Annotated in this window: 23 protein-coding genes; 11 read left to right on the top strand and 12 right to left on the bottom strand. The window is 34.4% G+C overall.

What is annotated here, in order from left to right; translation table 11 throughout:
- Window positions 1-547 precede the first annotated feature (547 nt).
- The 3 genes from IV513_RS04460 to IV513_RS04450 all read right to left on the bottom strand — a co-directional run bounded on the left by IV513_RS04460 (window position 548) and on the right by IV513_RS04450 (window position 4,402).
- The gene (locus IV513_RS04460) at window positions 548-1,474 is read right to left on the bottom strand and encodes a malate dehydrogenase (protein ID WP_209389311.1); all 927 of its coding nucleotides are present in this window, start codon (window positions 1,472-1,474) and stop codon (window positions 548-550) included.
- 170 nt (window positions 1,475-1,644) lie between these two features.
- Entirely contained in the window at window positions 1,645-2,193 is a 549-nt protein-coding gene (locus tag IV513_RS04455; protein WP_209389310.1) for a biliverdin-producing heme oxygenase, read from the bottom strand.
- Window positions 2,183-4,402, bottom strand: a complete 2,220-nt coding sequence (locus IV513_RS04450; RefSeq protein ID WP_209389309.1) for an ATP-binding protein — start codon at window positions 4,400-4,402, stop codon at window positions 2,183-2,185. Before IV513_RS04450 ends, IV513_RS04455 begins: the two co-directional genes overlap by 11 nt.
- Before the next feature lie 333 nt (window positions 4,403-4,735).
- On the opposite strand from IV513_RS04450, the gene IV513_RS04445 reads away from it, so the two are divergent.
- From IV513_RS04445 to IV513_RS04435, 3 genes are all read left to right on the top strand, one after another.
- Window positions 4,736-5,305 carry a cob(I)yrinic acid a,c-diamide adenosyltransferase gene (locus IV513_RS04445; protein WP_209389308.1) on the top strand — a complete coding sequence of 190 codons (570 nt, stop codon included), beginning with the start codon at window positions 4,736-4,738 and terminating at the stop codon, window positions 5,303-5,305.
- Entirely contained in the window at window positions 5,295-5,924 is a 630-nt protein-coding gene (locus tag IV513_RS04440; protein WP_209389307.1) for a thiamine diphosphokinase, read from the top strand. The genes IV513_RS04445 and IV513_RS04440 overlap by 11 nt, the downstream gene beginning before the upstream one ends.
- Window positions 5,925-6,031: 107 nt before the next feature.
- The gene (locus tag IV513_RS04435; protein WP_209389306.1) at window positions 6,032-7,426 is read left to right on the top strand and encodes an arginine decarboxylase; all 1,395 of its coding nucleotides are present in this window, start codon (window positions 6,032-6,034) and stop codon (window positions 7,424-7,426) included.
- A gap of 39 nt (window positions 7,427-7,465) precedes the next feature.
- Here IV513_RS04435 and IV513_RS04430 read toward each other — a convergent pair whose 3' ends face one another.
- The 3 genes from IV513_RS04430 to IV513_RS04420 form a co-directional block, all read right to left on the bottom strand.
- On the bottom strand, window positions 7,466-7,855 hold the full coding sequence (locus IV513_RS04430) for a DUF779 domain-containing protein (RefSeq protein WP_209389313.1): 390 nt from the start codon (window positions 7,853-7,855) through the stop codon (window positions 7,466-7,468).
- Between the two features lie 175 nt (window positions 7,856-8,030).
- Window positions 8,031-9,065, bottom strand: a complete 1,035-nt coding sequence (adhP, locus tag IV513_RS04425; protein WP_209389305.1) for an alcohol dehydrogenase AdhP — start codon at window positions 9,063-9,065, stop codon at window positions 8,031-8,033.
- 271 nt (window positions 9,066-9,336) lie between these two features.
- On the bottom strand, window positions 9,337-10,866 hold the full coding sequence (locus IV513_RS04420; RefSeq protein WP_209389304.1) for an aldehyde dehydrogenase family protein: 1,530 nt from the start codon (window positions 10,864-10,866) through the stop codon (window positions 9,337-9,339).
- A 206-nt stretch (window positions 10,867-11,072) separates the two neighbouring features.
- Here IV513_RS04420 and IV513_RS04415 point away from each other — a divergent pair, with 206 nt between their 5' ends.
- Window positions 11,073-11,996 (top strand): helix-turn-helix domain-containing protein, encoded by a 924-nt coding sequence (locus tag IV513_RS04415; RefSeq protein WP_209389303.1) that lies wholly within the window; start codon window positions 11,073-11,075, stop codon window positions 11,994-11,996.
- Between the two features lie 51 nt (window positions 11,997-12,047).
- On the opposite strand, the gene IV513_RS04410 is transcribed toward IV513_RS04415, so the two are convergent.
- The 4 genes from IV513_RS04410 to IV513_RS04395 all read right to left on the bottom strand — a co-directional run bounded on the left by IV513_RS04410 (window position 12,048) and on the right by IV513_RS04395 (window position 15,570).
- A complete protein-coding gene (locus tag IV513_RS04410) occupies window positions 12,048-12,761 on the bottom strand; it encodes a 3-ketoacyl-ACP reductase (RefSeq protein ID WP_209389302.1) in 714 nt (237 codons plus the stop codon).
- A gap of 53 nt (window positions 12,762-12,814) precedes the next feature.
- A complete protein-coding gene (locus IV513_RS04405; protein WP_209389301.1) occupies window positions 12,815-14,125 on the bottom strand; it encodes an ABC transporter permease in 1,311 nt (436 codons plus the stop codon).
- Window positions 14,126-14,128: 3 nt separating this feature from the next.
- On the bottom strand, window positions 14,129-15,040 hold the full coding sequence (locus tag IV513_RS04400; RefSeq protein ID WP_209389300.1) for an ABC transporter ATP-binding protein: 912 nt from the start codon (window positions 15,038-15,040) through the stop codon (window positions 14,129-14,131).
- A gap of 179 nt (window positions 15,041-15,219) precedes the next feature.
- Window positions 15,220-15,570 (bottom strand): T9SS type A sorting domain-containing protein, encoded by a 351-nt coding sequence (locus tag IV513_RS04395; RefSeq protein ID WP_209389299.1) that lies wholly within the window; start codon window positions 15,568-15,570, stop codon window positions 15,220-15,222.
- 119 nt (window positions 15,571-15,689) lie between these two features.
- Here IV513_RS04395 and hemB point away from each other — a divergent pair, with 119 nt between their 5' ends.
- A complete protein-coding gene (hemB, locus tag IV513_RS04390; protein WP_209389298.1) occupies window positions 15,690-16,679 on the top strand; it encodes a porphobilinogen synthase in 990 nt (329 codons plus the stop codon).
- Window positions 16,680-16,762: 83 nt separating this feature from the next.
- Here hemB and nadE read toward each other — a convergent pair whose 3' ends face one another.
- The gene (gene nadE / locus IV513_RS04385; protein WP_209389297.1) at window positions 16,763-17,554 is read right to left on the bottom strand and encodes an NAD(+) synthase; all 792 of its coding nucleotides are present in this window, start codon (window positions 17,552-17,554) and stop codon (window positions 16,763-16,765) included.
- 229 nt (window positions 17,555-17,783) lie between these two features.
- Between nadE and IV513_RS04380 the strand changes: the two genes are divergently transcribed.
- From IV513_RS04380 to IV513_RS04365, 4 genes are all read left to right on the top strand, one after another.
- Window positions 17,784-18,770, top strand: coding sequence for a gliding motility protein GldB (locus IV513_RS04380; RefSeq protein ID WP_209389296.1), 987 nt, complete (start codon window positions 17,784-17,786; stop codon window positions 18,768-18,770).
- Window positions 18,771-18,826: 56 nt separating this feature from the next.
- Window positions 18,827-19,153, top strand: coding sequence for a gliding motility protein GldC (gene gldC, locus IV513_RS04375; protein ID WP_209389295.1), 327 nt, complete (start codon window positions 18,827-18,829; stop codon window positions 19,151-19,153).
- 59 nt (window positions 19,154-19,212) lie between these two features.
- Window positions 19,213-20,379 carry a cystathionine gamma-synthase gene (locus IV513_RS04370; protein ID WP_262897318.1) on the top strand — a complete coding sequence of 389 codons (1,167 nt, stop codon included), beginning with the start codon at window positions 19,213-19,215 and terminating at the stop codon, window positions 20,377-20,379.
- A 98-nt stretch (window positions 20,380-20,477) separates the two neighbouring features.
- Window positions 20,478-20,981 (top strand): DinB family protein, encoded by a 504-nt coding sequence (locus tag IV513_RS04365; RefSeq protein WP_209389293.1) that lies wholly within the window; start codon window positions 20,478-20,480, stop codon window positions 20,979-20,981.
- A 63-nt stretch (window positions 20,982-21,044) separates the two neighbouring features.
- Here IV513_RS04365 and IV513_RS04360 read toward each other — a convergent pair whose 3' ends face one another.
- Window positions 21,045-22,247 (bottom strand): aminopeptidase C, encoded by a 1,203-nt coding sequence (locus tag IV513_RS04360; RefSeq protein WP_209389292.1) that lies wholly within the window; start codon window positions 22,245-22,247, stop codon window positions 21,045-21,047.
- Window positions 22,248-22,530: 283 nt separating this feature from the next.
- Here IV513_RS04360 and IV513_RS04355 point away from each other — a divergent pair, with 283 nt between their 5' ends.
- Together IV513_RS04355 and IV513_RS04350 are read left to right on the top strand one after the other, a co-directional pair.
- Window positions 22,531-23,049 carry an RNA polymerase sigma factor gene (locus IV513_RS04355; protein WP_209389291.1) on the top strand — a complete coding sequence of 173 codons (519 nt, stop codon included), beginning with the start codon at window positions 22,531-22,533 and terminating at the stop codon, window positions 23,047-23,049.
- Between the two features lie 12 nt (window positions 23,050-23,061).
- Window positions 23,062-25,566: a VWA domain-containing protein gene (locus IV513_RS04350; RefSeq protein WP_209389290.1), complete on the top strand. Its 2,505-nt coding sequence runs from the start codon at window positions 23,062-23,064 to the stop codon at window positions 25,564-25,566.
- Window positions 25,567-25,752 lie beyond the last annotated feature (186 nt).

Genomic DNA, 25,752 nt, shown 5'->3' with positions numbered 1-25,752 from the left:
CTCATTGGAAAAATAAGTACCATCGATGAGTAAATAAACTTCTTTGTTCTGGCTGTAACTGAGTTTTGGAGCTTTACCAAGCATCACGTTAAAATACCGCTGAAGTGTACTTACGGAATATCCCGATTCTGCTGAAATCTGCTCATAAGTCTGTTTCCCGACGATCCATTTTTTAAACCAAATTTCTTTGTTTTTTAAGCTAACCGATTTATTCCCTAAAGTAAAATAAAGGCCACAGTTTTTACATTTAAAACGACGCTTACTTTGCTTCCCCCAGGAAATTACATCCAGACTTTTACAACTCCAACAACGATTTTTTTTGAATTTTCAGCCATAAAAAAAGTTTATTGAAACAAAGTTCAATAAACTTTCTATTTCATCAGTAACAATCAGTGGTACATAGAATTTTACCAACTATTTTTGACTAATAAACCTTTTTCTTTACAGTATTTTTATTAAATTAAATCCAAAATTGAGTTTACGCTCAATAAGAAAGCCAAAACATTTCTGTTTTGGCTTTTTTTATGCTTACAAAAGAAAGCTGCATTTAAAATTTCAAATCTCCGTTTACTTCTCTTACAGCTTTTGCAGCTTCAGCAAACTTTGCTTTTTCTTCTTCTGTTAAGGTAATATCTACGATTTTTTCAACTCCATTGGCTCCGATAATAGCAGGAACTCCAAGGCAGATATCACTTTCTCCGTATTCTCCGTCTAGCATTAAAGAACAAGGAATCATTTTTTTCTGATCGCAAGCAATTGCCTGAACCATTACAGAAACTGCAGCACCTGGTGCATACCATGCAGACGTTCCCAAAAGTTTTGTAAGTGTAGCTCCACCTACTTTGGTTTCTTCAATTACATAGTTTTGTTTTTCTGTACTAAGGAATTCTGTTACAGGAACACCGTTTCTTGTAGCTTTGCTCAGTAAAGGAAGCATTCCAGTATCACTGTGCGCTGCGATTACCATTCCGTCTACATCAGAAATTGGAGCTTCTAAAGCTTCTGCCAATCTATACTTGAATCTTGCAGAATCTAATGCACCACCCATTCCTATAATTTTATTTTTTGGAAGGCCAGATGTTTTGTGCACAAGATAAGCCATAGTATCCATTGGGTTAGAAACTACGATGATAATAACATCAGGAGAGTTTTTTACCAGATTTTCGGTAACATCTTTTACAATTCCTGCGTTAATACCAATAAGTTCTTCTCTGGTCATTCCCGGTTTTCTTGGGATTCCTGAAGTGATTACGGCAACGTGAGAACCTGCTGTTTTGCTGTAATCGCCAGTTGTTCCGGTAATTTTTGTGTCAAATCCGTTTAATGATGCTGTCTGCATCAAATCCATTGCTTTTCCTTCAGCAAATCCTTCTTTGATGTCTACTAAAACTACTTCCGAACAGAAGTTTTTCATAGCGATGTATTCTGCACAACTTGCTCCTACTGCGCCTGCACCTACTACAGTTACTTTCATAATATTTTTTATTTATTGTTTTTAATGGTATTATGGAACTTTACAGTTTCATAATGTGTACTTTTTAATTATTTATTATTTTGAATTATTGTAATCTTGAATTTCCCAAATGTACAAATTCCCGAAAAATTGAGCAATATTTCGGGAATTTTAATTATATTTTAATAGATTTAAGAAATTCCTAACAAAAACTGATACATTTTTCGGGCTCCGGATAAAACCTGGTCGTAATTGGGTTCTTCAATATCACTGTCGATAACATCTTTAAAGTTTTTCCACATTAGTCCGGTATTTTCCTGATAACAGCCAAAAAAATTGAATTTCAAATTTTCAAACCCTTCTGTTCTGGAAAGTTGCTTAGCAATTACATTTCCACCTAAAGTAGAGCCTTCAATTACGTATAAAGCTTCCAATGCTTCCAGTTCATTTTCAATATCGAAAAAATAAGGCTGATCGTTACTTAAATGAAGAGATTGGAAATCTTTTTCGATAAGGGGTAATTTTTTTCTGTCTCTAAGATGAAGTTTTTCACCATATTTATCCTCAAGAAGCCTAAATATTTTATCTTCAGCGTAGAAAAGCATTAAATAATTGTTGTAAATTATTTTTTTGTAATCTTCTAATGTAAATGTTTTACTGAATATCTTTTGAGAGTTGAAAAGTAATTCTGCTGCATCATGATATTCTGCTGTTTTTTGTTTAAGATAATCAGAAAGCATTGTTGAGTTCTTTTGTTATTGTGGAAGGTTTTTGAAAAGTAAGAATAAAACATGTCCCATTTTTATCACTTTCATAATCTATATTTCCTCCAAGTCTGCTCATTATTCTGTGTACGATAGATAAACCGACACCATTTCCTTTAAATTGCTTGGCATTATCCATCCTGTTGAATATTTTGAACATTTTATGTTTATTTTCTTCGGGTATCCCAATACCGTTATCTTTAATTCGGTAGATAATTTTATTACCTTCCTCACTACCTTCAATTTCTACAACCGGTTTTTCCTGGTTAGAAGAATATTTTATAGCATTATTAATGATATTTAAAAATACCTGATGCAGCATCGTTTTATCTGCTAAAACTTCGGGACATTCTTTTATGACAACCAAACTTTTTGGGCTGTCGAATGTAATTTTAGCATTTTCAGTAATCTTTTGGATGGTAGCATTGGTTTCAATGGTTTCCAGCTTAATTTCGCTATGTTTTGCACGGCTTAGTTGAAGTACATTCTGCATCATTTCTGCCATGCTGTCGATTTCATCAATAATAGAATTGATTTTACTTCGATCTGCAGTTTCAGAAAGAGATTTAAGCAACATTTGAGCATTTAATTTCATTACCGTAAGCGGTGTTCCCAAATCGTGAGAAATGGTGTAAGAAAAACTGTCGAGCTCTTCGTTAACTCTTTTAAGCTGATTGTTCAGTTTTTTAATGGTAATGTATTGGTTGTGAGATGTTTCTAAGATGAGGTCTTTAATGAGATTAACAGCAATTACGTTTTTGGAACTCCACCTTTTAGAATTTCCTTTAATATTTTCTAAGAATATTTCAAAAGATTTTCTTGGGGAAACGGTTTGGGTTTCTACGCCATTCTGTATAGATATATCAATTTCTTTTTCCGGATTTCCTGCCCAACTGATATGCTCATCAAACTCTTTTCTGAACCAAATTAGGATTTCTCGTTTGCTTTTTTCCACGAAATAAATAATAATTCCTGCAGTATCAGAATTAAGACCAAGTTTTTGTCCGTGGTTTTTCAGGAAACTGCTGCTTGCAAAAATATTATCAAAAACATTCTCGTAAGCCCAGTTGATGATTTCTCTTACCTTTTCTTTGTCTGGAGTAATTCCCTCCAAAACGATGTCCTGATCGGAAATAATCGCAAGTCCGTCTGCTTTAGGAATTATTCTCAATTCCTTTTTATTGGCATCCAGTGCATCGAAAAGATTTTCAGATTTCAGAAATTCAGATTTCAGAAAACTCAGTTTTTCATTAAGGTCTAGCCTGTATTCCAGCTCTTTTTTCGATTTAAATGAAGAGTAAGCGTTAGATGCCAATACCGTGAAAATACCAGATTGTACTCTGTCTTCAAGATCAATATGTTTTGCCGTTCTGTTTTGGCAGGTAACCAATCCCCAAAGTTTGTCATCAATAATTATTGATATACTAAAACTGGATGCTGCACCCGAATTTTTTATGTATTGCCCGTGGATAGGAGACATGGCTCTTGTTACGGCAAAAGTGAGATCAATATTTTTTTCGGTAAGACTCAAAATTTTAACAGGTTGAGAATACACATCAGAAAAAATTCTTTTTCTCTTTTTCAGATATAATTCTCTAGCTTGTTTAGGAATATCGTGCTCAGGATAATGCAATCCCAAATAACTTTCGAGATTGTCATTGTTTTTCTCAGCAACTACTTTGCCCGAACCATCTTCCATAAACTGATAAACCATCATTCTGTCATAATCTATAATGGTAGAAATGATGTTGAGAAGCTGTTTCCAGATTTCCTGTTCATTATCTATGATGTAGAAATTATCATATTTACTGGTAATTTTTTTCAGGGTATTTTCTACAACCGCTTCAAATTCTAAAAATGCAAACTGATTAGACAAGAAAACAGAAAAATGATACAATTTATCCTGAATAACAATTTTATCAAAATAAGTTTCGTTTTCTCGTCTTGAAAGAAATTCTGCATTCTCAAAGATATCAGAATCTAAAACTGTTCTGAAAAATTCAGGGTATTGAGATAGTTTCTTACCCAAAAGAGATGCTGCATCCTCGATATCGAAAATTTCAGCAATATTTTCACTTAAAAAAGAAATGGTATGAGAAGCTGTGTCTACGCCAATCAGGTAACCAAAACTTTGGATGTAACCCGGGATATGGATAGGTTCATCGTGGCATTCCACAAAATTCATATATATACGTATAAGGAATCAAAGATAAAAAAAATAAAACGCAAAATGATATTGGTGTGGTATGTGTTGCGAAATGTTTAATAGTATTTAACAAAAATTAAATTAAATTATTAACTCATCAATCATTTAATGATTTTTTAATTTTAATATTAGATTATTATTATGATATTTTTTGAGTGATTTGAGTATTCATTATAATTTTAGGTATCTCTATTACGATGATGCGGTTATTATTGAACTAAGTGGAGGTATTATTTGCCCGAAACGGGATAATAAAGTAATTTAGTCTTACAAAAATATGGATGCAGAACTGCTTCCACAAAAATGATTTTTATGAAGATTTATACAAAAACTGGTGATAAAGGCGAAACAGCATTGTATGGAGGAACGAGAGTTTCCAAAGCAAGTGCAAGAGTAGACAGTTATGGAAATATTGATGAACTGAATTCATTTATCGGAATTGCTAAAAGCCATATCGAAGATGAGCAGATTATTAAACAGCTTAAGAAAATACAGTTCGATTTGTTTACAGTAGGTTCGGAAGCGGCAACTCCTGTGGATAAATTGATGCTGGCAAACGGAAAATCGAGATTACCAATCATTATTTCAGATAAAGAAATCGAAGAACTGGAAAAATGGATGGATGCCTTTGATGAAAAATTGCAACCTTTACAGTTTTTTATCCTTCCGGGAGGAGGTAAATCTGCAACTTTTCTGCATGCAGCAAGAACAATATGTCGTAGAGCAGAACGTTCGTTAGTTTTTCTGAATGATTCCGAAGAAGTTCGTCCAGAACTTATAAAATACCTTAACCGTCTTTCAGATTATCTTTTTGTATTGGCGAGATATGTTTCTCAAATAAATAACGAACCGGAAGAATACTGGAATCCTAATGAAAGATAAAGCATTATTATTCATTAACGGAGAACCGCCCAAATCTTTTCCCGAACTCAGCGATTTTGGTCTTATAGCCTGTACAGATGGTGCTTTTCATTATTTGAAACAGTTAAATTTCCCATTAGAAAAACTGGATTTTATTTCCGGCGACTTCGATTCTCATTCTGGATCGGATGATAGTGTTTATGATGATAAATTCATTTTTACGCCAGATCAAAATAAAACCGATTTTCACAAAGCATTGGAAATTATTTTACAAAAAGGGTATAAGAATATTGATGTTTTGGGAGCAAGTGGAGGAGAGCAGGATCATTTTCTGGGTAATCTTACGGTAGCATTTTCGTTTAAAGAAAAATTGAATATTAAGTTTTATGATGAGTTTTCAGAATACTTTTTTATTCCTAAAAATTTTGTCCTGAAAAATGTAAAAGGTTGTATGGTTTCTCTTTATCCTTTCCCCATCGCAGAAAATGTTTTTACAAAAGGTTTGAACTGGAGTCTGAATGGTGAAAGCCTGAATATTACCTCGCGAATAGGAACCAGAAATTTTGCGGTACAGGAAGATGTTTCTGTCGAGTATGAAAAGGGAGATTTGCTAGTATTTGTGGGAAGTCGCTATCTTTAATTCAGACAATAATAATGTTTGTTTTTTGATGAAATTTTAATACAATTTAAAACTAAAAAACCAAACTTTTTTAGCAATTTTGCATTCTTAATTTACTGGTTTAAAAAATGAAGATAAAATACTCGGAACTTATTGATCAGACATTGTATTTTCCTACTGAAGAATTCAATGTTTCTGAGAACAATTTGTTGTTTCACGATATTCCGCTGATGGATGTCGTAGAAAAATTTGGCACTCCTTTAAAAATAAATTATCTGCCGAAAATTTCCCAGAATATTCAAAAAGCAAAAAGCTGGTTTAAAGAAGCTTTTGAAAAGATTGATTATAAGCAAAGTTATAGATATTGCTATTGCACAAAATCTAGCCATTTTAAATTTGTACTTGAAGAAGCTCTAAAAAACGATATTTCTATAGAAACTTCTTCTGCTTACGATATGGATATTGTAAAGTCGCTGTACGAAGAAGGTAAAGTAGACAAAAATATAGAGGTAATTTGTAATGGCTTTAAAACGGATGATTATTTGGTGAAAATTTCAGAAATGATCAACGGAGGTTTTGAAAATATTACTCCTATTCTGGATAATTACCGCGAGTTGGATAAACTTACCGAAAGTATCGATACTACTTTCGACATAGGAATTAGAATTGCTGCCGAAGAAGAACCTAAATTCGAATTTTATACCTCAAGATTAGGAATAGGATATAAAGATATTATTCCATATTACAGTCAGAAAATTGCCGAGCATCCTAATGCAAGACTGAAAATGCTTCATTTTTTCATTAATACAGGAATAAAAGATACTGCATATTACTGGAACGAACTGTATAAATGTCTTCGCGTATATGCAAGACTTAAAAAAATTGCACCTGAAGTAAATTCATTGAACATTGGAGGTGGTTTCCCAATAAAAACATCCCTTAATTTCGACTACGATTATCAGTATATGGTAGAAGAAATTGCTTCTCAAATTAAAAAATTCTGTGAAGAAGAAGGCGTTGAAGAACCTAATATCTATACTGAATTCGGAAGTTTTACTGTAGGAGAAAGTGGTGCGAATCTATATAAAATTATTTCTCAGAAACGCCAGAATGACAGAGAAAAATGGAATATGATCGATTCGTCATTTATGACTACTCTTCCAGATACATGGGCAATTTCCAGACATTTTATTATGTTGCCTTTAAACCGTTGGGAAGATTCTTATGAAAGAGTTTTCTTAGGCGGATTAACCTGCGATTCGGATGATTATTATAATTCTGAACAGCATACTAACGCTATTTATCTTCCTGTTTTTAGCGATACAAAGCCTCTGTATATTGGTTTTTTCCATACCGGAGCATATCAGGAAACAATTGGAGGTTATGGTGGCGTTCATCATTGTTTAATGCCACAGCCAAGGCATATTCTTATTCAGAAAGATGAAAACGGAGAGTTTCAGTATGAAATTTTCAGAGAAAAACAAGAACCGGAAGAAGTTCTTAAACTCTTGGGTTACAAATAATAAAAAAACCGTCCTATAGTAATTGGGACGGTTTTTTTTTCATTCGCTGCGCTTCACAGGTTCCAGCTTTTCCAGTTCTTCTGGCGTGAATAAGCGATAATGAACTTTGAACGTTTTTCCCAAAGGTGTTTCCAGAGAAAATCCGCCCGGTCCCCAACCGTCCAGCACATCCAAAGTGAAATGAGAATACTTCCAATATTCGAACAGGTCGCGGTCTATCCAAAACTCGTGTCCGTTGATGGTGCCTATCATTGCATCATTCATTCTGGGGAAATAGCCGCCTTTCTCGAAACATTGAGGCTGCGTCCCTTCACAACAGCCACCAGCTTGGTAGAACATCAGATCGCCATGTTTTTTTTCCAGTTCCCAAACTACCTCCATAGCTTCCGGCGTTACGGAAAGTCTTGATGTTTTATCTTTGGTATCCATATTTTTTCTTTTTGATTGATAAAATAATTTTACGAGTCGCAAATTAATCAATTTGCCATTTTAGTATATCACTCTAAGGAAAACACAGTTTAAATTCCCTTTGTTCTTCTATAAAGTTACTAAAAACCCGGCAAAGAATAATTTGCCGGGCTTAAAAATCACAAATAATAATAAGTTAATTTTGTCCGGCAATATCCAGAACAATACGTCCGTCGATTTGTCCTTTTTTCATTTTATCAAATACATCGTTGATGTCTTCCAGTTTTGCAGAAGTTACGGTTGCTTTTACCAATCCTTCATTGGCAAAATCTAATGCTTCCTGCAAGTCTTTTCTGGTTCCTACGATAGAACCTCTCACGGTAATTCTTTTCAGAACAGTTTCGAAAATAGGTAATTCAAATGAACCTGGTGGCAAACCATTAAGAGCAATGGTTCCTTTTCTTCTCAAAACATCAATTCCTTGTTTGAAAGCGATTGGAGAAACAGCGGTAATCAGTGCGCCGTGCATTCCGCCCACTTCTTTATGAAGGTATGTTCCAGGATCGGTTTCTTTGGCATTAACCACCAAATCTGCACCTAATTTTTTAGCCAATTCTAATTTATCATCTGCTACATCTATCGCAGCAACGTGCATTCCCATTGCTTTTGCATACTGAACAGCAACGTGTCCCAATCCGCCAATACCGGAAATAGCTACCCATTCGCCCGGTTTGGTTTCAGTTTCTTTCAGACCTTTATATACTGTTACACCAGCACAAAGGATAGGCGCAATTTCCAGAAAGTTTGCATTGCTTTTTAGATGTCCTACATATCTGGAATCTGCAATAACGTATTCTGCAAAACCACCATCTACACTGTAACCTCCGTTTTTCTGAGCTTCACATAATGTTTCCCATCCTGTTATACAATAATCGCAACATCCGCAAGCCGAATACAACCAAGGAACTCCAACAGCATCACCTTCTTTTACCTGAGCTTCCGGTCCGCAAGCCACCACAATTCCTACACCTTCGTGTCCTGGAATTAATGGCATTTTTGGTTTTGCCGGCCAGTCACCATCTACTGCATGTAAATCGGTGTGGCAAACACCACAGGCGATAACTTTTACAAGAACTTCGTATCTGCCGGGAGTTTTTACCGGAACTTCCATAATCTTCAATGGCTGTCCGTAACCTTGTACGACTGCCGCTTTCATTGTTTTTGGGATCATAATTACTATTTATTTAAGGATTAGATTTCTTTAATTAATAATTAGAATTAATTATTTGTGAATGTTCTGCACGTAATTGTGTGAGGGATTGTAAGGGTGGCGAGGAACGAGCCAGTGCGGAGCGGAGCGGAGCACCGAAACGTAGTGAAGCCCTGCAAAGCCCGACCCGCTTGTTTTTTGCTTTGGAAAACCTCATAGGTTTTAAAAACCTATGAGGTTTAGCCGGGGAAAACAAATGGGCACGCCCAAATTATTCTACCCGATTAGTTGTTTAGAAGAATCCTAATTTGTTTTTGTTGTAAGAAATCAACATATTTTTGGTCTGACGGTAATGGTCTAACATCATTTTGTGATTTTCTCTACCGATACCGGATTGCTTGTAACCTCCGAAAGGTGCACCCGCTGGGTAAGCGTGATATTGGTTAACCCAAACTCTACCCGCCTCTACGTGACGTGGAATTTGGTATAACTGATGCGCATCTCTTGTCCAAACACCTGCTCCAAGACCATAAATGGTGTCGTTTGCAATTTCTAAAGCTTCTGCTTCGTCCTTGAAAGTGGTAAACGCCACAACCGGACCGAAGATCTCTTCCTGGAAGATTCTCATCTTGTTATTTCCTTTGAAGATGGTTGGCTTGATGTAAAAACCGTTTTCGAAACCTTCGATGTGATTAGCTTCTCCGCCGGTAAGCACTTCTGCACCTTCTTCTTTACCTAACTTTAAGTAACCTTCAATTTTATCTTTCTGAATTTTTGAAGCCTGAGCGCCCATCATTACTGTTTTGTCTAGTGGATTTCCGACTTTGATAGCTTCTGTTCTTTCAACTACTCTTGCGATGAAAGCGTCTGCAATATCTTCCTGAACCAATAATCTTGAAGGACAAGTACAGATTTCACCTTGGTTCAAGGCAAAAAGAACGGCACCTTCTATGGCTTTATCTAAGAATTCGTCGTCTGCGTCCATTACAGAATTGAAGAAAATATTAGGTGATTTTCCGCCTAATTCTAAAGTTACAGGAATGATATTTTCTGTAGCATACTGCATCACCATACGCCCTGTTGCTGTAGAGCCTGTGAAGGCTACTTTTGCCACTTTTGGATTGGTTACCAAAGGTCTTCCTAATTCGGCACCGAAACCGTTTACGATGTTTATAACACCTGCCGGAATCAGATCACCTATGATTTCCATCAATACCATAATAGAGATCGGCGTGCTTTCTGCCGGTTTAAGAACGACGCAGTTTCCTGCTGCCAAAGCCGGAGCCAGTTTCCAAACGGCCATCAGGATTGGGAAATTCCAAGGAATGATTTGGGCAATAACTCCAAGCGGCTCGTGAACGATTAATGAAACCGTGTCTTTATCCAACTCATTATGCGAACCTTCTTCTGCTCTGATTACCGAAGCAAAATACCTGAAATGGTCAATCGCCAAAGGGATATCTGCAGCTAAAGTTTCTCTTACTGCTTTACCATTATCAATAGTTTCTACTGTTGCAATGTACTCAAGATTTTGCTCCATTCTGTCTGCAATTTTGTTCAGAATGATGCTACGTTCTGTTGGAGAGGTATCTTTCCAGGTTTTGAAAGCTTCTGAAGCTGCATTAACAGCTGCATCCAAATCTTCTTTATTAGAATGTGCTGCTTGAGTGAAAACTTCCCCATTTATCGGTGAAACAACATCAAAATATTGTCCGCCCAATGACGGAACAAATTTTCCTCCGATATAGTTATCATATTTAGATTTAAACTCAGGCCACGCCAAAGTCGATGAATTCTGGGTTTGTTCTGCTGTTGTGCTCATATTATTCACTTTTTTTAATTAATATTCAATTAACATTTATTATTGCTAATCTAGAAGTTAATGTGATAAATGTCATAGGATAATCGTCCAAAAAAATAGGATAATTATCTTTTTAAGACTTTTTAAGATTTCTTAAGGAAATTTATGTTCATTCTGTTTTTAAAAATCATTATATTTGGAAATAAGAGATTATAAAATCTTCTATAATGAACCAAAACAGATTTCAGCTCATCAAACCCAGTCTGACACAAGAAAGTAAACTGAATACATTGGTAGAAAACCAAACTAAATTCAGTTTAAATAATTGTGAATTTAGCATTTATGAAACCCACAGGAGTGCTTATAATGTAAAACTGCATTTTGAAGACTTGGCTTTTACAGGAATGCTGAGAGGGAAAAAATGGATGAAACTTGAAAATAAAACCAATTATTTTGAATATCTTCCAGGAGAAAGTGTTTTGGTTGCTCCGGGCGAAACGATGGTGATTGATTTTCCTGAAGCTGATGATGATGCTTCACAGTGTATTTCTCTCACTTTAAATCCCGAATTTGTACAGCAAGCTTTGGATCATCTCAATTTTAATGCTGCAAAGGTGGATGATTCTTCTCAATGGAATATTTCTCTGAATGAATTTTATCTTCTCAACAACAAATCTCTGGCTTCTGCAACCAATAATATCATGAGAATTGCAATGGATGATAATTCTTATAAAGATGTAATCGCAGATTTTGCATTAAAAGAGCTGTTAATAAGACTCATGCAGACTCAGGCAAGAAATCTTGTGGAGAAAAATACTTTGAAAAATAAATCGAGAATAGGTTTTGTAGCAGATTATATCAAGAAAAATCTTCATCTGAAACTTTCTGTAGATTCTATAGCAAAAATGGCTTATGTAAGTAAGTCTAACTTTTTTAAAATGTTTAAAGAAGAATTAGGAATCTCACCCAACGAATTTATTGTCCAGGAAAGAATAAAGAGAGCCAAAGAATTATTAAAGCAAAATCATTCGGTAGGGGAAGTGGCTTACAGTACAGGTTTTTCGGATATGAATTATTTTATTCGTGTTTTTAGACAAATGGAAGGAATTACTCCGAAAATTTTTCAGAGTAAAAAGATTTTAAAGGATTAAACTCTTGATTAAATATACAAAAAAACCAGCTCGAAAGCTGGTTTTGGTTTTTTAAGGATTAGTAGAAAAAATAGATCCATTAGCAATAAGAGCTCGTCTGTTCATTTTTAGAATATCTCGTACCCATTCTGCAAAATCTTCAGGCTGAAGAACCTTTTCAGGATTTCCATCGGTAAGACCTCCCTGAATAGACATATCCGATGCAATTGTACTAGGTGTTAAAGTGATAACCCGGATGTTTTGCTTTCTCCATTCTGCCATCATAGATTGAGATAAAGAGATTACGGCTGCTTTCGATGCTGCATAGGCAGACATATTGGGACCACCCTTTAAACCTGCTGTAGAAGATACGTTGATAATGTCACCTTCTCCTTTTTCTTTCATAAAAGGATGAACTGTTTTTGACGCATAATACACTCCAAAAAGATTTGTTTTTATTACTTGCTCCCATGTTTCTACCGGCATATCTTCTATAGATCCAAAATCTCCAATCCCTGCATTGTTAATTAGAATATCTACACTTCCCAATTGTTCGATAAGAGATTCTAATCCTGCTTTTACCTGAATTTCATTATCCATACTGAAAACTGAATAATAAGCATTAACGCCAATCTGTTGCAGTTCGTCTACGGTCATTTTTAGGTTTTCTTCATTTCTGCCGGTAATCCCGATGTTTACTCCTTCATGAGCCAAAATTAAAGCAACTGCTTTACCTAAACCTCTGCCACCACCAGTAATAATGGCATTTTTACCTTGTATATTCATAATAACTTTTTATTGTGCAAATTTACTAAACATGATTTTTAATTTCAAAAAAATCAGTTTTTTATCCATTTCCAAATTTCTTTTAGAGTAGCTTTATTTCCGTACATCAAAATTCCTACTCGGTAAATTTTTCCTGCTAAGAAAATCATGAAAACTGTTGTTCCTAAAAGTAATGCAATAGAAAGGGCAATTTCCCATGCCGGAACACCAAAAGGAATTCTCGCAATCATTGCAACAGGGGAGGTAAATGGAATAATAGACATCCAAAATCCTACAGGCCCATCCGGATTATTTAATATTGAAAAACTTCCGTACATACCCAAAGTAAGGGGTAAAATAGCAAATAGAGTGAATTGCTGTGTTTCTGTTTCATTATCTACTGCCGAACCGATTGCCGCATAAACCGAGCTGTAAAAAATATATCCTAAAAGAAAGTACACAATAAAAACGAAGATAATTAGAGGGAAATTCAGCTCCAGTAAACCGTGGGAAATTTGTGTAGCAATTTGAGGAACATCTAACTTGCTCAAAGGTGTATCATTTCCTCCGGGTATGTTGGTTTGAACCGAGTTGAAGCTCGTATTCAATATCAATGCTCCAATTACAGACATAGATATCCAAACGATAAACTGGGTAAGTGCAACCATGGTTACGCCCAAAATTTTACCCATCATCAATTCGAAAGGTTTTACAGAAGATATGATGATTTCTACTACTCGGTTGTTCTTTTCCTCTAAAACGCTTCTCATGACACGAACACCGTAAATAATGATGAACATAAATGTAACATACATCAAAATCATGCTCAGTCCGCTCTTAATTCCATGTGCTAAATCTGAATCTTCTTTGTTGTTTTCGGATACATTAATGGTTTTAAGACTGAAATTTTTATCAAGATCATTTAGTTGTGCCTCTTTTATGCCAAGCTGCTTTATTTTCTCTTTTTTAATAACATTGGTAATATCTGATACGATTCTCTGTTTGGTATCAAAACCTATTTTGGTGTTTACTACCAAACGTGTGTTTTTCTCCAAATCATCGAAATTGTTCGAGGCTAAAGCGGGTAAAATTAAAATTCCGTCAAGATTTTCATTGCTTTTTAAAGTTTTCAGCTTAGATTGTTCTTCAGCGGAAGGGATAAATTCGTACTGTATTTTGTCATCAGATTTCAACTGGTTGTTAAAAATTCCGCTGTTATCTACTACCTGAATCGAAATGTGAGATTCGTTGGCTTTAAACATCATCCCAATTACGGCACCAAAAGCAATAATCATTAAGGGAGCCAAAAGCGTAAGTATGATGAAAGATTTTTTCTTAACCTGGGTAAGAAATTCTCTTTTTGTAATTAAAAAAATATTATTCATAAATCAGGAATTAGTGCTTACTGCATTAATAAATACTTCGTTCATACTTGGGATTTTCTCATCAAAAGATCTTACTTTTCCTATATTGATGAGGTCGGATAAAATAAGGTTTTGGTCGTTTTCGTTTTTCAGATCGAAAGAAACCAAATTGTTTTCGTTGGTGATGTTGAAAATTCCGTACTTTTCTTTGAATTGAAGAAATAAATCTTCTTGTAAATCGGATAAAGTAACGCCAAATATATTTTTCTTGAATTTTTCTCGAACGTCAAAAACTTTACCGTCGATTATTTTTTTAGAATTATTTATTAACGCTACATAATCACACATTTCTTCTACACTTTCCATTCTGTGGGTAGACAGAATAATTGTGGTTCCGTTATTTTTAAGTTCAATAATTTGGTCTTTGATGAGGTTCGCATTTACAGGATCGAAACCCGAAAAAGGTTCATCCAGAATTAGAAGATGCGGGCGATGAAGCACTGTAACCACAAACTGTATTTTCTGAGCCATTCCTTTAGAAAGTTCAGAAAGTTTTTTCTTCCACCACTGGTCGATATGTAGCTTGTCGAACCATTTTTTAGCTTCGTTTAAGGCATCATTTTTCTTCATGCCTTTCAGTTCTCCGAAGTAAAGAAGCTGGTCTCCAACCGTCATATTTTTATACAAGCCCCTTTCTTCAGGCATGTATCCGATATCTTTAATGTGATTAGGATTGAGCTTTTCCCCATTAATAAAAATTTCACCTGAATCTGCCTGCGTAATTTGGTTGATGATTCTAATGAAAGATGTTTTTCCTGCACCATTAGGACCGAGAAGTCCATAGATGCTACCTTTGGGAACGTTTATGCTAAAATCGTGTAATGCCGTTTTCTTTCCTGCATTGTAGGTTTTAGTGATGTGTTCTGCTTTTAGCATGAAATTGTTTTTTTACAATTAGTTTAAAAATAATGCGAAAGTTACGCAATAAGTATATGAAAGAAAATAGAGAAAACGTAAAATGCTTTATTTCAATAATTTAATTTTAAAATTGTTTTAAATAATTAAAGTTTAAATAATTCAAATAAAAAATCCTGATGATTATCAGGATTATGTTGTTATTGCTTAACTATTTGAGTAACTTTTTGTGTATTATCACTCAAAATATATCGAATTAGGTATTTTCCGGGTTTTAACCTTTGGATATTAATTTCAGCACTATTGCTATTGATTACGTAATTCGCAACTTGTGTACCCAAAATAGAGTAGAAACTTACGGTCTTTATTTTAAGCCCGGAATCTTTTGCTTTTACCATCAGGAAATCTTTCGCCGGATTAGGATAAGCTGTAAGAACACCGTCATCGGATTTTTGAGAAAATGATGCAGGCTCTTTAATTTGTCCTTTAATTCCGCTGGAAAATCCTGTAAAGGAGAAAATAAATATAATTAAGAGTAAAAATTTCTTCATCAATAAACTGTTTGTATAAAAATTACTAACAAAAATAATATATTCTATGATATAATGCAATAGTTTTTTGCACAACTTATTTTAAATTTGCAATAAATTATTCAAAAATTATTCCAAAAATGATATATTCTAGAAATAGAAGGCTCCGAGTAAGCGAGTCGATGAGAGGTTTGGTAAGAGAGTGCAGTCTTTCTGTTAACGATTTTGTGATGCCTATTTTTGTGATGGAAGGCGAAAATAAAGAAGAACCAATTTCTTCTATGCCGGGAATTTTCAGAAGGAGCATAGATCTTACGGTGAAAGAATGCAAAGAGCTTTTTTCTTTAGGGGTAAAGGCGGTAAATTTATATATGAAAGTTTCGGATAACCTTAAAGACAATACAGGAAAAGAAGCTTGGAATAAAAACGGACTCATGCAGAATACCATTAAAGCCATTAAAGATGCAGTTCCGGAAATGGTTATTATGCCCGATGTTGCTTTGGATCCTTATTCTATTTATGGTCATGACGGGATTATAGAAAATGGTAAAATTGTAAATGATGCCACCAATGAAGCTTTGGCAAGAATGTCAGTTTCTCATGCGGAAGCAGGTGCAGATATTGTAGCTCCGAGTGATATGATGGATGGAAGAGTTCTTGCGATACGTGAGGCTCTTGAAGAAAGTGGTTTTCAGGATGTAGGAATATTAAGTTATGCCGCAAAATACGCAAGTTCATTCTATGGCCCTTTTAGAAGTGCTTTAGACAGTGCTCCAAAAGATAATATGGAAATTCCGAAAGATAAAAAAACGTATCAAATGGATTTTCATAATTCCCGGGAGGCACTTAACGAAACTTTTAAAGATATTGAAGAAGGAGCAGATATTATCATGATTAAACCAGGTCTTCCGTATTTGGATATTGTTTCTAAAGTTCGTGAAGCAATAGATTTGCCTGTGGCAGTTTATAATGTAAGCGGAGAATATGCAATGCTGAAAGCTGCGGCTCAAAATGGATGGCTGGATAATGATAAGGCGATTATTGAAAGTTTAACGTGCTTCAAAAGAGCAGGAGCAGATATGATTTTTACGTATGCAGCCAAAGAAGCCGCTATGATTCTGAATAAGTAAGATGAAATAATTTAAGAATCTAAAAAAAACAAAAATATCAATGCAGAATCGCATTGATATTTTTGTTTATAGGTAGAGTGGATTTAATTTCTCCAGTCTTCATCAATATCACAAATCGGGATAGGCATCATTTTGTGTTTTGCAGCTTTGTGCATTCTGTCGAAAATAAGGAAAACTTCTTTGTCGCGTCCTTCGTAATCTTCGGCAGTTTTAGTTCCGTATTCTTTCTGTATTTTTTCAAGTTCTGGGTATGTAGCACCAATTTGGTCTTCGTCTGTTCTTTCCGCATCCCATAATCCGTCTGTTGGGATAGCATTTTGAATACTTTCAATAAGATTTAAAGCTCTTGCCAATTCATAGACTTCCGTTTTATAAAGATCTGCGATAGGGGAAACGTCTACACCTCCATCACCATATTTAGTGTAAAAACCGATCCCGAAATCTTCAACTTTATTCCCGGTTCCACAAACCAAAAGCTGGTGAAGCTGTCCGAAATAATATAGCGTAACCATTCTGAATCGCGATCTTGTGTTGGCTAAAGCAAGATTGTTGCTCCATCTGCCTTCAACATGATTTTCTACGATATCTTCAAATGTTTCGAAAACCGGAGTAAGGTTGATGGTTTCTCCCTGAACGTTAGGGAATCTTTTTTTCAGATCTTCAATATGTTCTTTTGCTCGGTTCACCTGATCTTCTTTTTGGCGGATAGGCATTTCCAGAAGAAGAACTTCAAGCCCTGTCATTGCACAAAGTGTAGATACAACACCAGAATCTACACCTCCTGAAACGCCGAGAACATATCCTTTTACGTTCGCTTTTTCAGCATAATCTTTCAGCCATTTTACAATATGGTCTATTACTTTTTGTGTTTGCATTGATTGTTTATTATTTTTTTTGATCTTTTATTTTATACCCAACGAATATTTTTTCTTTTCATTAAATTCGGTGGTAACCTTATAATGCTAGTTTGGTTGAGGAATGGTTTCCTTTGTTTTTTTTCCTTTAATTCAGTAAATATAATTCTTTGAGTACAAAAAAAACTTTTCCCACAAGATTTTATATTTATATCCTTATTTTTGTACACTTAAATTTCATGTAAAAATAATGAAGATTTTTAAAATTGCTATTATATCTGCGGCATTAGTATTTAGTTTGAATTCCTGTAAAAAGGAAGAGGAAGCACAATGGAAAGTAGAAATCAAAAATCCTGCTGAAAAAGTGCAGATTACGGATCTTTCTAAGATGTTTTATGATCCCAATATTCCGCTGGAGAAATTTAAAGCTCAGTTTCCTTGGTTTCAGGGTACCGTTTCTGATGCGGATTTTGCTAAAAATAAAGTGAATGCTGATGAAATTAAGATTTATAAAGAAGCAGCTTCTAAAATAGATCAGGCAAAATTAGAAAAAGATCTTCAGGATTTATTTTCGCATATTAAATACTATTTTCCGGATTTTAAAAATCCTAAAGTATTTTTATTTTCATCAAGTTTACAGATGATTCAGAACCCTATTCTGTATGATGAGAAAACCAATTTTCTGTTCATCGATATTTCCGGATTTATGGGATACAAAAATCCTAATTATAAAGGCTTGGAAGAGTATTTTCAAAAATCAATGAACCCAAACAATATTATTCCAAAAGTTTCTAAGGTTTTTATTGAGAAAATTGTTCCTTTCTCTCCGGATCATCAGAAATTTGTGGATTTATTGGTTTATAACGGAAAAATGATGATTCTTCAGGATGCTTTTCTTCCCGATTTGCCGAATTATCTTAAAATGGATTACGATCAAAAGCAATACAATTGGGCTGTAACCAATGAAGCTAATATTTACAATTATTTTGTAGAGAATAATCTGATTTTTGGTGACGATCATCGTTTGGTAGACCGTTTCATCAATCCGGGACCTTTTTCGAAATTTTATACAGAAATAGATAATGAATCTTCTCCAATGGTGGGAGTGTACACCGGTTGGCAGATATGTAAAGAATTCTTAAAGAAAAATCCGGAGATAAAACTTACCGACTTTTTGAAAATGGATGCAACAGATATATTCAACAAAGCAGGTTACAAGCCGAAATTAGATAAATAAATTTAAAGCTGAAAGCAGTTTTTAATATCAAAATAATATATTCAGAATAATAAATAATGAGAAAAACTCAGATAACGATAGATGTAGAGCTGGACGAAAATCACATTCCGGAAAACATCACCTGGAATGCACAGGACGGAGGCGTTGAAAAGGAAGAAACAAAAGCAACGATGATCTCCGTTTGGGACGACAAAACAATGGAAGCTCTAAGAATTGATTTATGGACAAAAGATATGCCTGTAGACCAAATGAAAATGTTTATTCATCAGATTTTGGTATCCCTAGGAAATACTTACCAGAGAGCAACCGGTGAAGATGATGTTGCAGAATGGATTGAGCAGATTGCAGAAGAATTTGCCATAAAATCAGCAATAAAAATGTAAAAAATTAATATGTGATTTTAATAATCTAACAATCTAATAATCATTGCTAAATTGTTAAAATGATATATTTTCAAAATAGAAAAACAATGAATTTTAATACAAAAGTTATACACGGAGGGCAACACCACGAATCTGCAACAGGATCCGTAAATGTTCCCGTTTTTTTAACATCCACATTTGCGCAAAAATCTCCTGGAGTACATTCCGGATACGAATATTCGAGAGCAGCAAATCCTACAAGACAGGCATTAGAAGACTCTTTGGCAAGCATCGAAAATGGTGCAAGAGGTTTGGCTTTCGGGTCTGGTTTGGCTGCAATAGACTGTGTTTTGAAATTACTAAATCCGGGCGATGAGGTAATTGCGGTAGACGATTTGTATGGCGGAACTTACAGAATGTTTACCAGACTTTTCGAAAAATATCAGTTAAAATTTACCTTTGTTAATTTTGATGATGCTTCAAAAATAAACGATGTTATTACCGATAAAACTAAGTTAATCTGGATTGAAACTCCAACCAATCCTCTTATGAAGTTGGTAGATATAAAAGCGGTTGTAGATATTGCCAAAGGAAAAAATATTCTGGTTGCAGTAGATAATACATTTGCAACGCCGTATTTGCAACGCCCAATAGATTTGGGAGCAGATATTGTAATGCATTCAGCTACAAAATATTTGGGAGGACATTCTGATGTTATTGCAGGTGCATTAGTAGCAAAAGATGCAGAACTAGGAGAGAAACTTCATTTTATTCAGTTTGCAAGCGGTGGAATTTTAGGACCACACGATTCTTATTTGGTGTTGAGAGGAATTAAAACATTGGCATTGCGGGTTCAGAGACATTCTGAAAACGGAATGGCTGTGGCAAAATATTTAGAATCTCATCCTTCAGTTGCAGATGTTATTTATCCGGGATTAGAATCTCATCCTCAATACGAATTGGCAAAAACTCAGATGAAAGATTTTGGAGGAATGGTTTCTTTCACATTTAAGTCCGGGAAAAAAGAAGATGCCATTAAGTTTTTAGAAAAATTGAAAGTTTTTACTTTGGCAGAATCTTTGGGTGGAGTAGAATCGTTGGCAAATCATCCCGCTCTAATGACTCACGCTTCCATTCCTGCAGAAAAACGTGCAGAATTGGGTATTACCGACGACTTGGTTCGCCTAAGTGTTGGGATTGAAGATGCAGAAGATCTTATTACAGATTTAGAAAGAGCTTTTTCTTAAAATAAACTCAGCATCCGTTTTTAAAGCAGATGTTTTTTTTTGTTTCGTTTGAATAATATTTTTGCTTTTTGATAATGATTAACTCTTCAACTTAAATTATGAATGATTTTGAAAAATATGTTCAGAGGTATTTAAATTTAATTCCGTCTGACAACTGGATAGAAGAATTAACAGAAAGTGGTAAGAAAACTGTGGAAATCTATTCTGATATTTTCGAAAAGCAATCTCTTTTTGCTTATGATACAGGAAAATGGACTTTAAAGGAACTGCTTTTACATCTTTCGGATACTGAAAGAGTTTTTCAGTACAGAATTCTCGCGATTGCAAGAGGAGATCAAAATGAACTACCCGGTTTTGATGAAAACAGCTATGCCAACAATTCTTTTGCTAACGAAAGGTCTTTACAAAGTCTAATTGAAGAGTATAAATTGATTAGAAATTCATCTGAAATTCTTTTAAAAAGTGCCCGTTCTTCAGCTTTACAAAATGTGGGAAATGCCAACGGAAACAGAATATCTGCGGAAACAATAGGGAAGCTTATTGTTGGACATAATATTCATCATCTCAATATTATTTCAGAAAGGTATTTACCTCTCTTATAAAATAAAAACAGAGTCGCTTCATATTGTAAAGCGACTCTGTTTTTTTTATTTTCAATCGGCGATTTATAGACCGATACTTTTCGTTGGTTTTAGTTGTTTTCTAATGCTTTTCGGAATTGCATTTTTGTGAACCAGTATTGCGGTAGATTTATATTCTACATAAGGTCTTGTTACATATAAATATCCTGCAAAATCGTTGGTAACACCCCAAGAATTTTTCACCATGTAATATTCTTTACCTGTTTGGTCTTTTGCCAAACCTACAATGTGCATTCCGTGGTCATCTGTTGTAGAAAGATTATTCAATGCTTTTTGGCGCATATCTTCCGTAATGGTTTTATCTTTCTTAGGCTCGGTGAACAGAGTTCCGCTGTTGGCTTTGGTAATTTGATCCAAATCGGTATCCGGAACATAAGCTACACCATTTTTATAAGAAAAATAAGGTTCAGAAACATCTGTTGCCCAACCTACAGAATATCCTTTGTTTACTGCATTGTCTATTATGGCTGTAAGGTCTTTCATCGGAACATTCCAGTCAGAATCATGGCTCCAGTTATCAGGAATAGGAACTACGAATTTCTGGTAATAAGGATAATCTTTATAAGAAGAAATTTCAACATAATCTTCAGGATTTATTCCCACAACTTCCTTGGCAAAAGTTTTTGGCGTATAATTTTTACCTTCATAGGTAAAATTGGTTGGTACTTTACCCAAATAAGCATCTAAAACAGCATCTACAGAATTCATCCAGTTATCTGAGAGTTTTGCTTTAGAAGAAGCTGTTACCAAACTGTCTAAAACTGGTTTCAGCTTATCCTGCATTTCTTTAAAATTATTTAAAGTTTGCCCTGTTTTCAGACCGGTGTAAACTTCCTGCGGAACTGCACCATATTTTTTATACATATTGATAACATCGTGCAGTTCTCCACCATCGCCCCAACTAATTGCCCCACTGTTTAAAACATAGAGTTTAGCTTTATCATGATAAGAATTTCTTGCGGTGAAAATTTCAGCTAAATCAACAGGTTTTTTACCCATTCTCTGCATTTCAGACTCCAGAAATGAGTTTCCGGAATAACTCCAGCAAGTTCCCGAAGAACCTTGGTTTTTCACCGAAGTAGCTCCAACATCTTTCAGTGTAGTAAATTGGAAATTAGCATTCTGAGAATGATTGTTTTTTAATTTATTAATTAAGTCATCCTGAGCAAACATCATACTTCCGGTACATAAAACCAAAAGTAAAGATGCAAATCTTTTATTTTTCATAAGTAAATCTATTAGTTTTAAAGATGATTGTTAACTTATAATTAAATTTCCTATCAGCTTTAAACAGTAATTAAATAGTCAGCAATGTTAAGAATATGTTACAAGATTTAGTGTTAAAGAAGGGTTAAAATTATTTGTTTTGATAAGTTTTTTTAATGTATTTTCATTTTTTAATTGAAAAAAATTAAGCTCAATCAACGTATTTTGATAGTTTTAAAAAAAAGTAATGATATTTTCCAACCATTCATAGATTTCCCGCATCTTTAAGAGTATAAGCCAGAGTATGGATAAAGAATTACTGTTACAATGTAAAATAAACGACCGAAATGCCCAGCGGAAAGTTTACGAAAAAATGGCGGGTAAGCTCTACGCAGTCTGTAAGCGTTACCTTAAAAATGATGAGGATATAGAAGAGGTTTTAGCCGATTCCTTCTATAAAATTTTCACAAAACTTAATCAGCTTCAGAATCATGATATTTTTGAATCGTGGGCAAAGAAAATTACAGTAAATGAATGTTTGCAGAAGCTAAGAAGCATGAAAGCTCTTGACGTTTCTTTAGATGAAGAGTTTCTGGAATCGGCAGATTCTCCTACAGACAGTATTTCTTTCGAGAAAGATATTCTTAAACTACTGAATTTTCTGCCGGAAGGCTGCAGAGCAATTTTTAATCTTTTTGCCATTGAAGGATATCCTCACAAAGAAATTGCAGCAATGCTTTCGATAAGCGAAGGAACTTCAAAATCGCAGCTGAATTTTGCAAGAAAAAAACTTCAGGAACTTTTGGTTAATCAGAACATTTAAAACTTTTACAAAATGGAAAACAATCACGATATAGATAAAAAATTCAATGAGGCTTCCCAATCTTTGGAAGAACCTGTTACTTTTCCTGGGTTTGACAAAATTTGGGCAAAAGTTGAAGAAAAATTAGATAAAAAAGACGATAAAAAGAAAATAATCCCCATTTGGTTTCCTTACGGCATTGCTGCAAGTTTAATGATCGGTTTGGGAGCATTTTATTTCATTCAGAAAAATAATAGTTCTGAAAGCGGAAAAAATATTGTTGTTCAAAATACGGTTTCACCAAAAGTTAATTCTAAAATTCAGGAAATTGATAGTGTAGCGAAAACCAATATTGAAAAGGAAATGAGTGTTCAAAAAGAAATTCAGAAACCTGAAATTTTGGTACATCAAACCATAACTCCAGAACCTACAATATCTCCTGTTTATCATAATGAAATTTCTTCACAAAATTCCAATATTACAAAAGATAATATTGTTTACATGGAACCAGATCATGATGGGGTTTTAGATAAAGAAGATGTAAAGCCTAGTAATGAAGAAATAGTTGTAAAAGGTTATAGAACAGTAAAAAATCAATTTTATACTTCAAGTGCGACATCAAACACTTCCTCTGAAGTCGTTAAAGAAAGAAATCAATATTCAATTCTGAATCATTCTGCGCCTATTATAGCAATGGGTGATTATCAGAATTATTCTTCAAATTTTGATATTCGAAATGAATTTAAACAAAAAAATAATATTTCTCAGGCATTAATCGGAACTGTTTCCGGTTTGCAGGTAATTCCCAACTCAGAGATTCCAGGCTCTTCCAAACAAGTTATTATTAGAGGAATTTCAAGTTTTAGCGGAAATACACAGCCATTATATGTTGTGAATGGTGTTCCTCAAAGTAGAGAAGTTTTTAGCAAAATCAATCCGAATTCAATTCAAAATATAGAAGTTTTAAAAGACGCTTCTGCTACAGCAATCTATGGGAGCAGAGGTTCAAACGGAGTTATTGTTATTAAAACCAAAAAACTTTCCCGAAAAGAGAGAAAAGCTTTCAAGCAAATTCAAAAAATTCAGGACAGCATCAGAAAAGCCAGTCAGATTCAGCAAAATAATGAGGAATATGATGCTTTTGTAGAAAATCCTTTTGAACTCACGAAAAACCAATCGGTTTCTACGTTTTCCATAGATGTAGATAATGCAGCCTATTCCAATATCCGAAGAATGATTAATAACGGCGAGTATGTTAATAAAAATGCCGTAAGAATAGAGGAAATGATTAATTATTTTAAATATAATTATCCACAGCCGAAAAATGACCAACCTTTTTCAATCAATACAGAATACAATGATTCTCCATGGAACAAAAAGCATAAATTATTAAAAATCGGTTTGCAGGGAAAAGAAATTCCGACAGATCAACTTCCGAATTCAAATTTTGTGTTTCTGATTGATGTTTCAGGTTCGATGGATGCACCCAATAAATTGCCGCTTTTGAAATCTTCTTTTAAAGTTCTTCTCAATCAATTGAGACCAACAGATAAAGTAGGAATTGTAGTGTACGCCGGAAACGCAGGAATGGTTTTACCACCAACTTCAGCCAAAGAAAAAAGCAAAATTATTAAAGCTTTAGATAATCTTCGGGCAGGCGGAAGTACCGCAGGTGGAGAAGGAATTGAATTGGCGTATAAATTGGCTCAGGAAAATTTTATAAAAGGGGGAAATAACCGTGTTATTATTGCAACAGACGGAGATTTTAATGTTGGGGCTTCTTCAACGGGCGACTTCCAGACTTTGGTGGAAGAAAAAAGAAAATCGGGAGTTTTTCTTACCTGTTTAGGTTTCGGAATGGGGAATTTTAAAGATAACCGAATGGAAACTTTAGCAGACAAAGGCAACGGAAATTATGCTTATATTGATAATCTTCAGGAAGCCAACAAGTTTCTGGGAAAAGAATTTGCCGGGAATATGTATGCCATTGCCAAGGATGTGAAAATTCAGATTGAATTTAACCCTAAATATGTAAAATCTTACCGTTTAATAGGTTATGAAAACCGAAAACTGAAAAATGAAGATTTCACCAACGACAAAATTGATGCAGGAGAATTGGGAAGTGGTCACACCGTTACGGCTTTGTACGAAATTATTCCTAACAATGTTTCTTCTGAATTTTTGCCTAAAGAAACAGAGTTGAAGTATTCTGACAGTATAATTTCACAAAATTTCAGCGACGAACTGGCAACCGTAAAATTCCGATATAAAAAACCAGATGGTGACAAAAGTTATGAAATTGTTGAGGTGGTGAAAAACAGCAGTCCGTCCTTTAGTTCTGCAAGTACAGATTTTAAGTTTGCTTCCGCCGTAGCATGGTTTGGTTTGGTTTTAAGAAATTCAGATTTAATTGAAAATAAAGATTTAAAGGACATTCAAAATCTTGCCAAAAAAGGAAAAGGTATTGACGAAGAAGGCTACAGAGCAGAATTTGTAAGATTGGTAGAAGCTTATCGATCAACTATGAAAAATAAATAGTAATGGTTATTTTCTTGAGAAAATTTCTTTTATAAAATCAACACAATTTGTTTAGATATTTCGATTTTACTCAGTGTGGTACCTGTAATTTTAAAGTGTTGTCAGACTGAGTGAAGTCGTTTTTCTTTAATGAATATCAATAAAAAATTCAAATTTTATTTTTAAAGAAGCTTTATTAATACATCA

It is taken from the genome of Chryseobacterium sp. RR2-3-20 (genome assembly GCF_017808115.1).
GTDB classification, from domain to species: domain Bacteria; phylum Bacteroidota; class Bacteroidia; order Flavobacteriales; family Weeksellaceae; genus Chryseobacterium; species Chryseobacterium oryzae.
The sequence above is the reverse complement of the archived record's forward strand: the minus strand, read 5'-3'. Positions and strand labels throughout refer to the sequence as shown.

Bases quoted from the DNA above. Each gene is read 5' to 3' on its own strand.
- IV513_RS04460 (WP_209389311.1), bottom strand. From the start codon at position 1,474: ATGAAAGTAACTGTAGTAGGTGCAGGCGCAGTAGGAGCAAGTTGTGCA.
- IV513_RS04455 (WP_209389310.1), bottom strand. From the start codon at position 2,193: ATGCTTTCTGATTATCTTAAACAAAAAACAGCAGAATATCATGATGCA.
- IV513_RS04450 (WP_209389309.1), bottom strand. From the start codon at position 4,402: ATGAATTTTGTGGAATGCCACGATGAACCTATCCATATCCCGGGTTAC.
- IV513_RS04445 (WP_209389308.1), top strand. From the start codon at position 4,736: ATGAAGATTTATACAAAAACTGGTGATAAAGGCGAAACAGCATTGTAT.
- IV513_RS04440 (WP_209389307.1), top strand. From the start codon at position 5,295: ATGAAAGATAAAGCATTATTATTCATTAACGGAGAACCGCCCAAATCT.
- IV513_RS04435 (WP_209389306.1), top strand. From the start codon at position 6,032: ATGAAGATAAAATACTCGGAACTTATTGATCAGACATTGTATTTTCCT.
- IV513_RS04430 (WP_209389313.1), bottom strand. From the start codon at position 7,855: ATGGATACCAAAGATAAAACATCAAGACTTTCCGTAACGCCGGAAGCT.
- adhP (WP_209389305.1), bottom strand. From the start codon at position 9,065: ATGATCCCAAAAACAATGAAAGCGGCAGTCGTACAAGGTTACGGACAG.
- IV513_RS04420 (WP_209389304.1), bottom strand. From the start codon at position 10,866: ATGAGCACAACAGCAGAACAAACCCAGAATTCATCGACTTTGGCGTGG.
- IV513_RS04415 (WP_209389303.1), top strand. From the start codon at position 11,073: ATGAACCAAAACAGATTTCAGCTCATCAAACCCAGTCTGACACAAGAA.
- IV513_RS04410 (WP_209389302.1), bottom strand. From the start codon at position 12,761: ATGAATATACAAGGTAAAAATGCCATTATTACTGGTGGTGGCAGAGGT.
- IV513_RS04405 (WP_209389301.1), bottom strand. From the start codon at position 14,125: ATGAATAATATTTTTTTAATTACAAAAAGAGAATTTCTTACCCAGGTT.
- IV513_RS04400 (WP_209389300.1), bottom strand. From the start codon at position 15,040: ATGCTAAAAGCAGAACACATCACTAAAACCTACAATGCAGGAAAGAAA.
- IV513_RS04395 (WP_209389299.1), bottom strand. From the start codon at position 15,570: ATGAAGAAATTTTTACTCTTAATTATATTTATTTTCTCCTTTACAGGA.
- hemB (WP_209389298.1), top strand. From the start codon at position 15,690: ATGATATATTCTAGAAATAGAAGGCTCCGAGTAAGCGAGTCGATGAGA.
- nadE (WP_209389297.1), bottom strand. From the start codon at position 17,554: ATGCAAACACAAAAAGTAATAGACCATATTGTAAAATGGCTGAAAGAT.
- IV513_RS04380 (WP_209389296.1), top strand. From the start codon at position 17,784: ATGAAGATTTTTAAAATTGCTATTATATCTGCGGCATTAGTATTTAGT.
- gldC (WP_209389295.1), top strand. From the start codon at position 18,827: ATGAGAAAAACTCAGATAACGATAGATGTAGAGCTGGACGAAAATCAC.
- IV513_RS04370 (WP_262897318.1), top strand. From the start codon at position 19,213: ATGATATATTTTCAAAATAGAAAAACAATGAATTTTAATACAAAAGTT.
- IV513_RS04365 (WP_209389293.1), top strand. From the start codon at position 20,478: ATGAATGATTTTGAAAAATATGTTCAGAGGTATTTAAATTTAATTCCG.
- IV513_RS04360 (WP_209389292.1), bottom strand. From the start codon at position 22,247: ATGAAAAATAAAAGATTTGCATCTTTACTTTTGGTTTTATGTACCGGA.
- IV513_RS04355 (WP_209389291.1), top strand. From the start codon at position 22,531: ATGGATAAAGAATTACTGTTACAATGTAAAATAAACGACCGAAATGCC.
- IV513_RS04350 (WP_209389290.1), top strand. From the start codon at position 23,062: ATGGAAAACAATCACGATATAGATAAAAAATTCAATGAGGCTTCCCAA.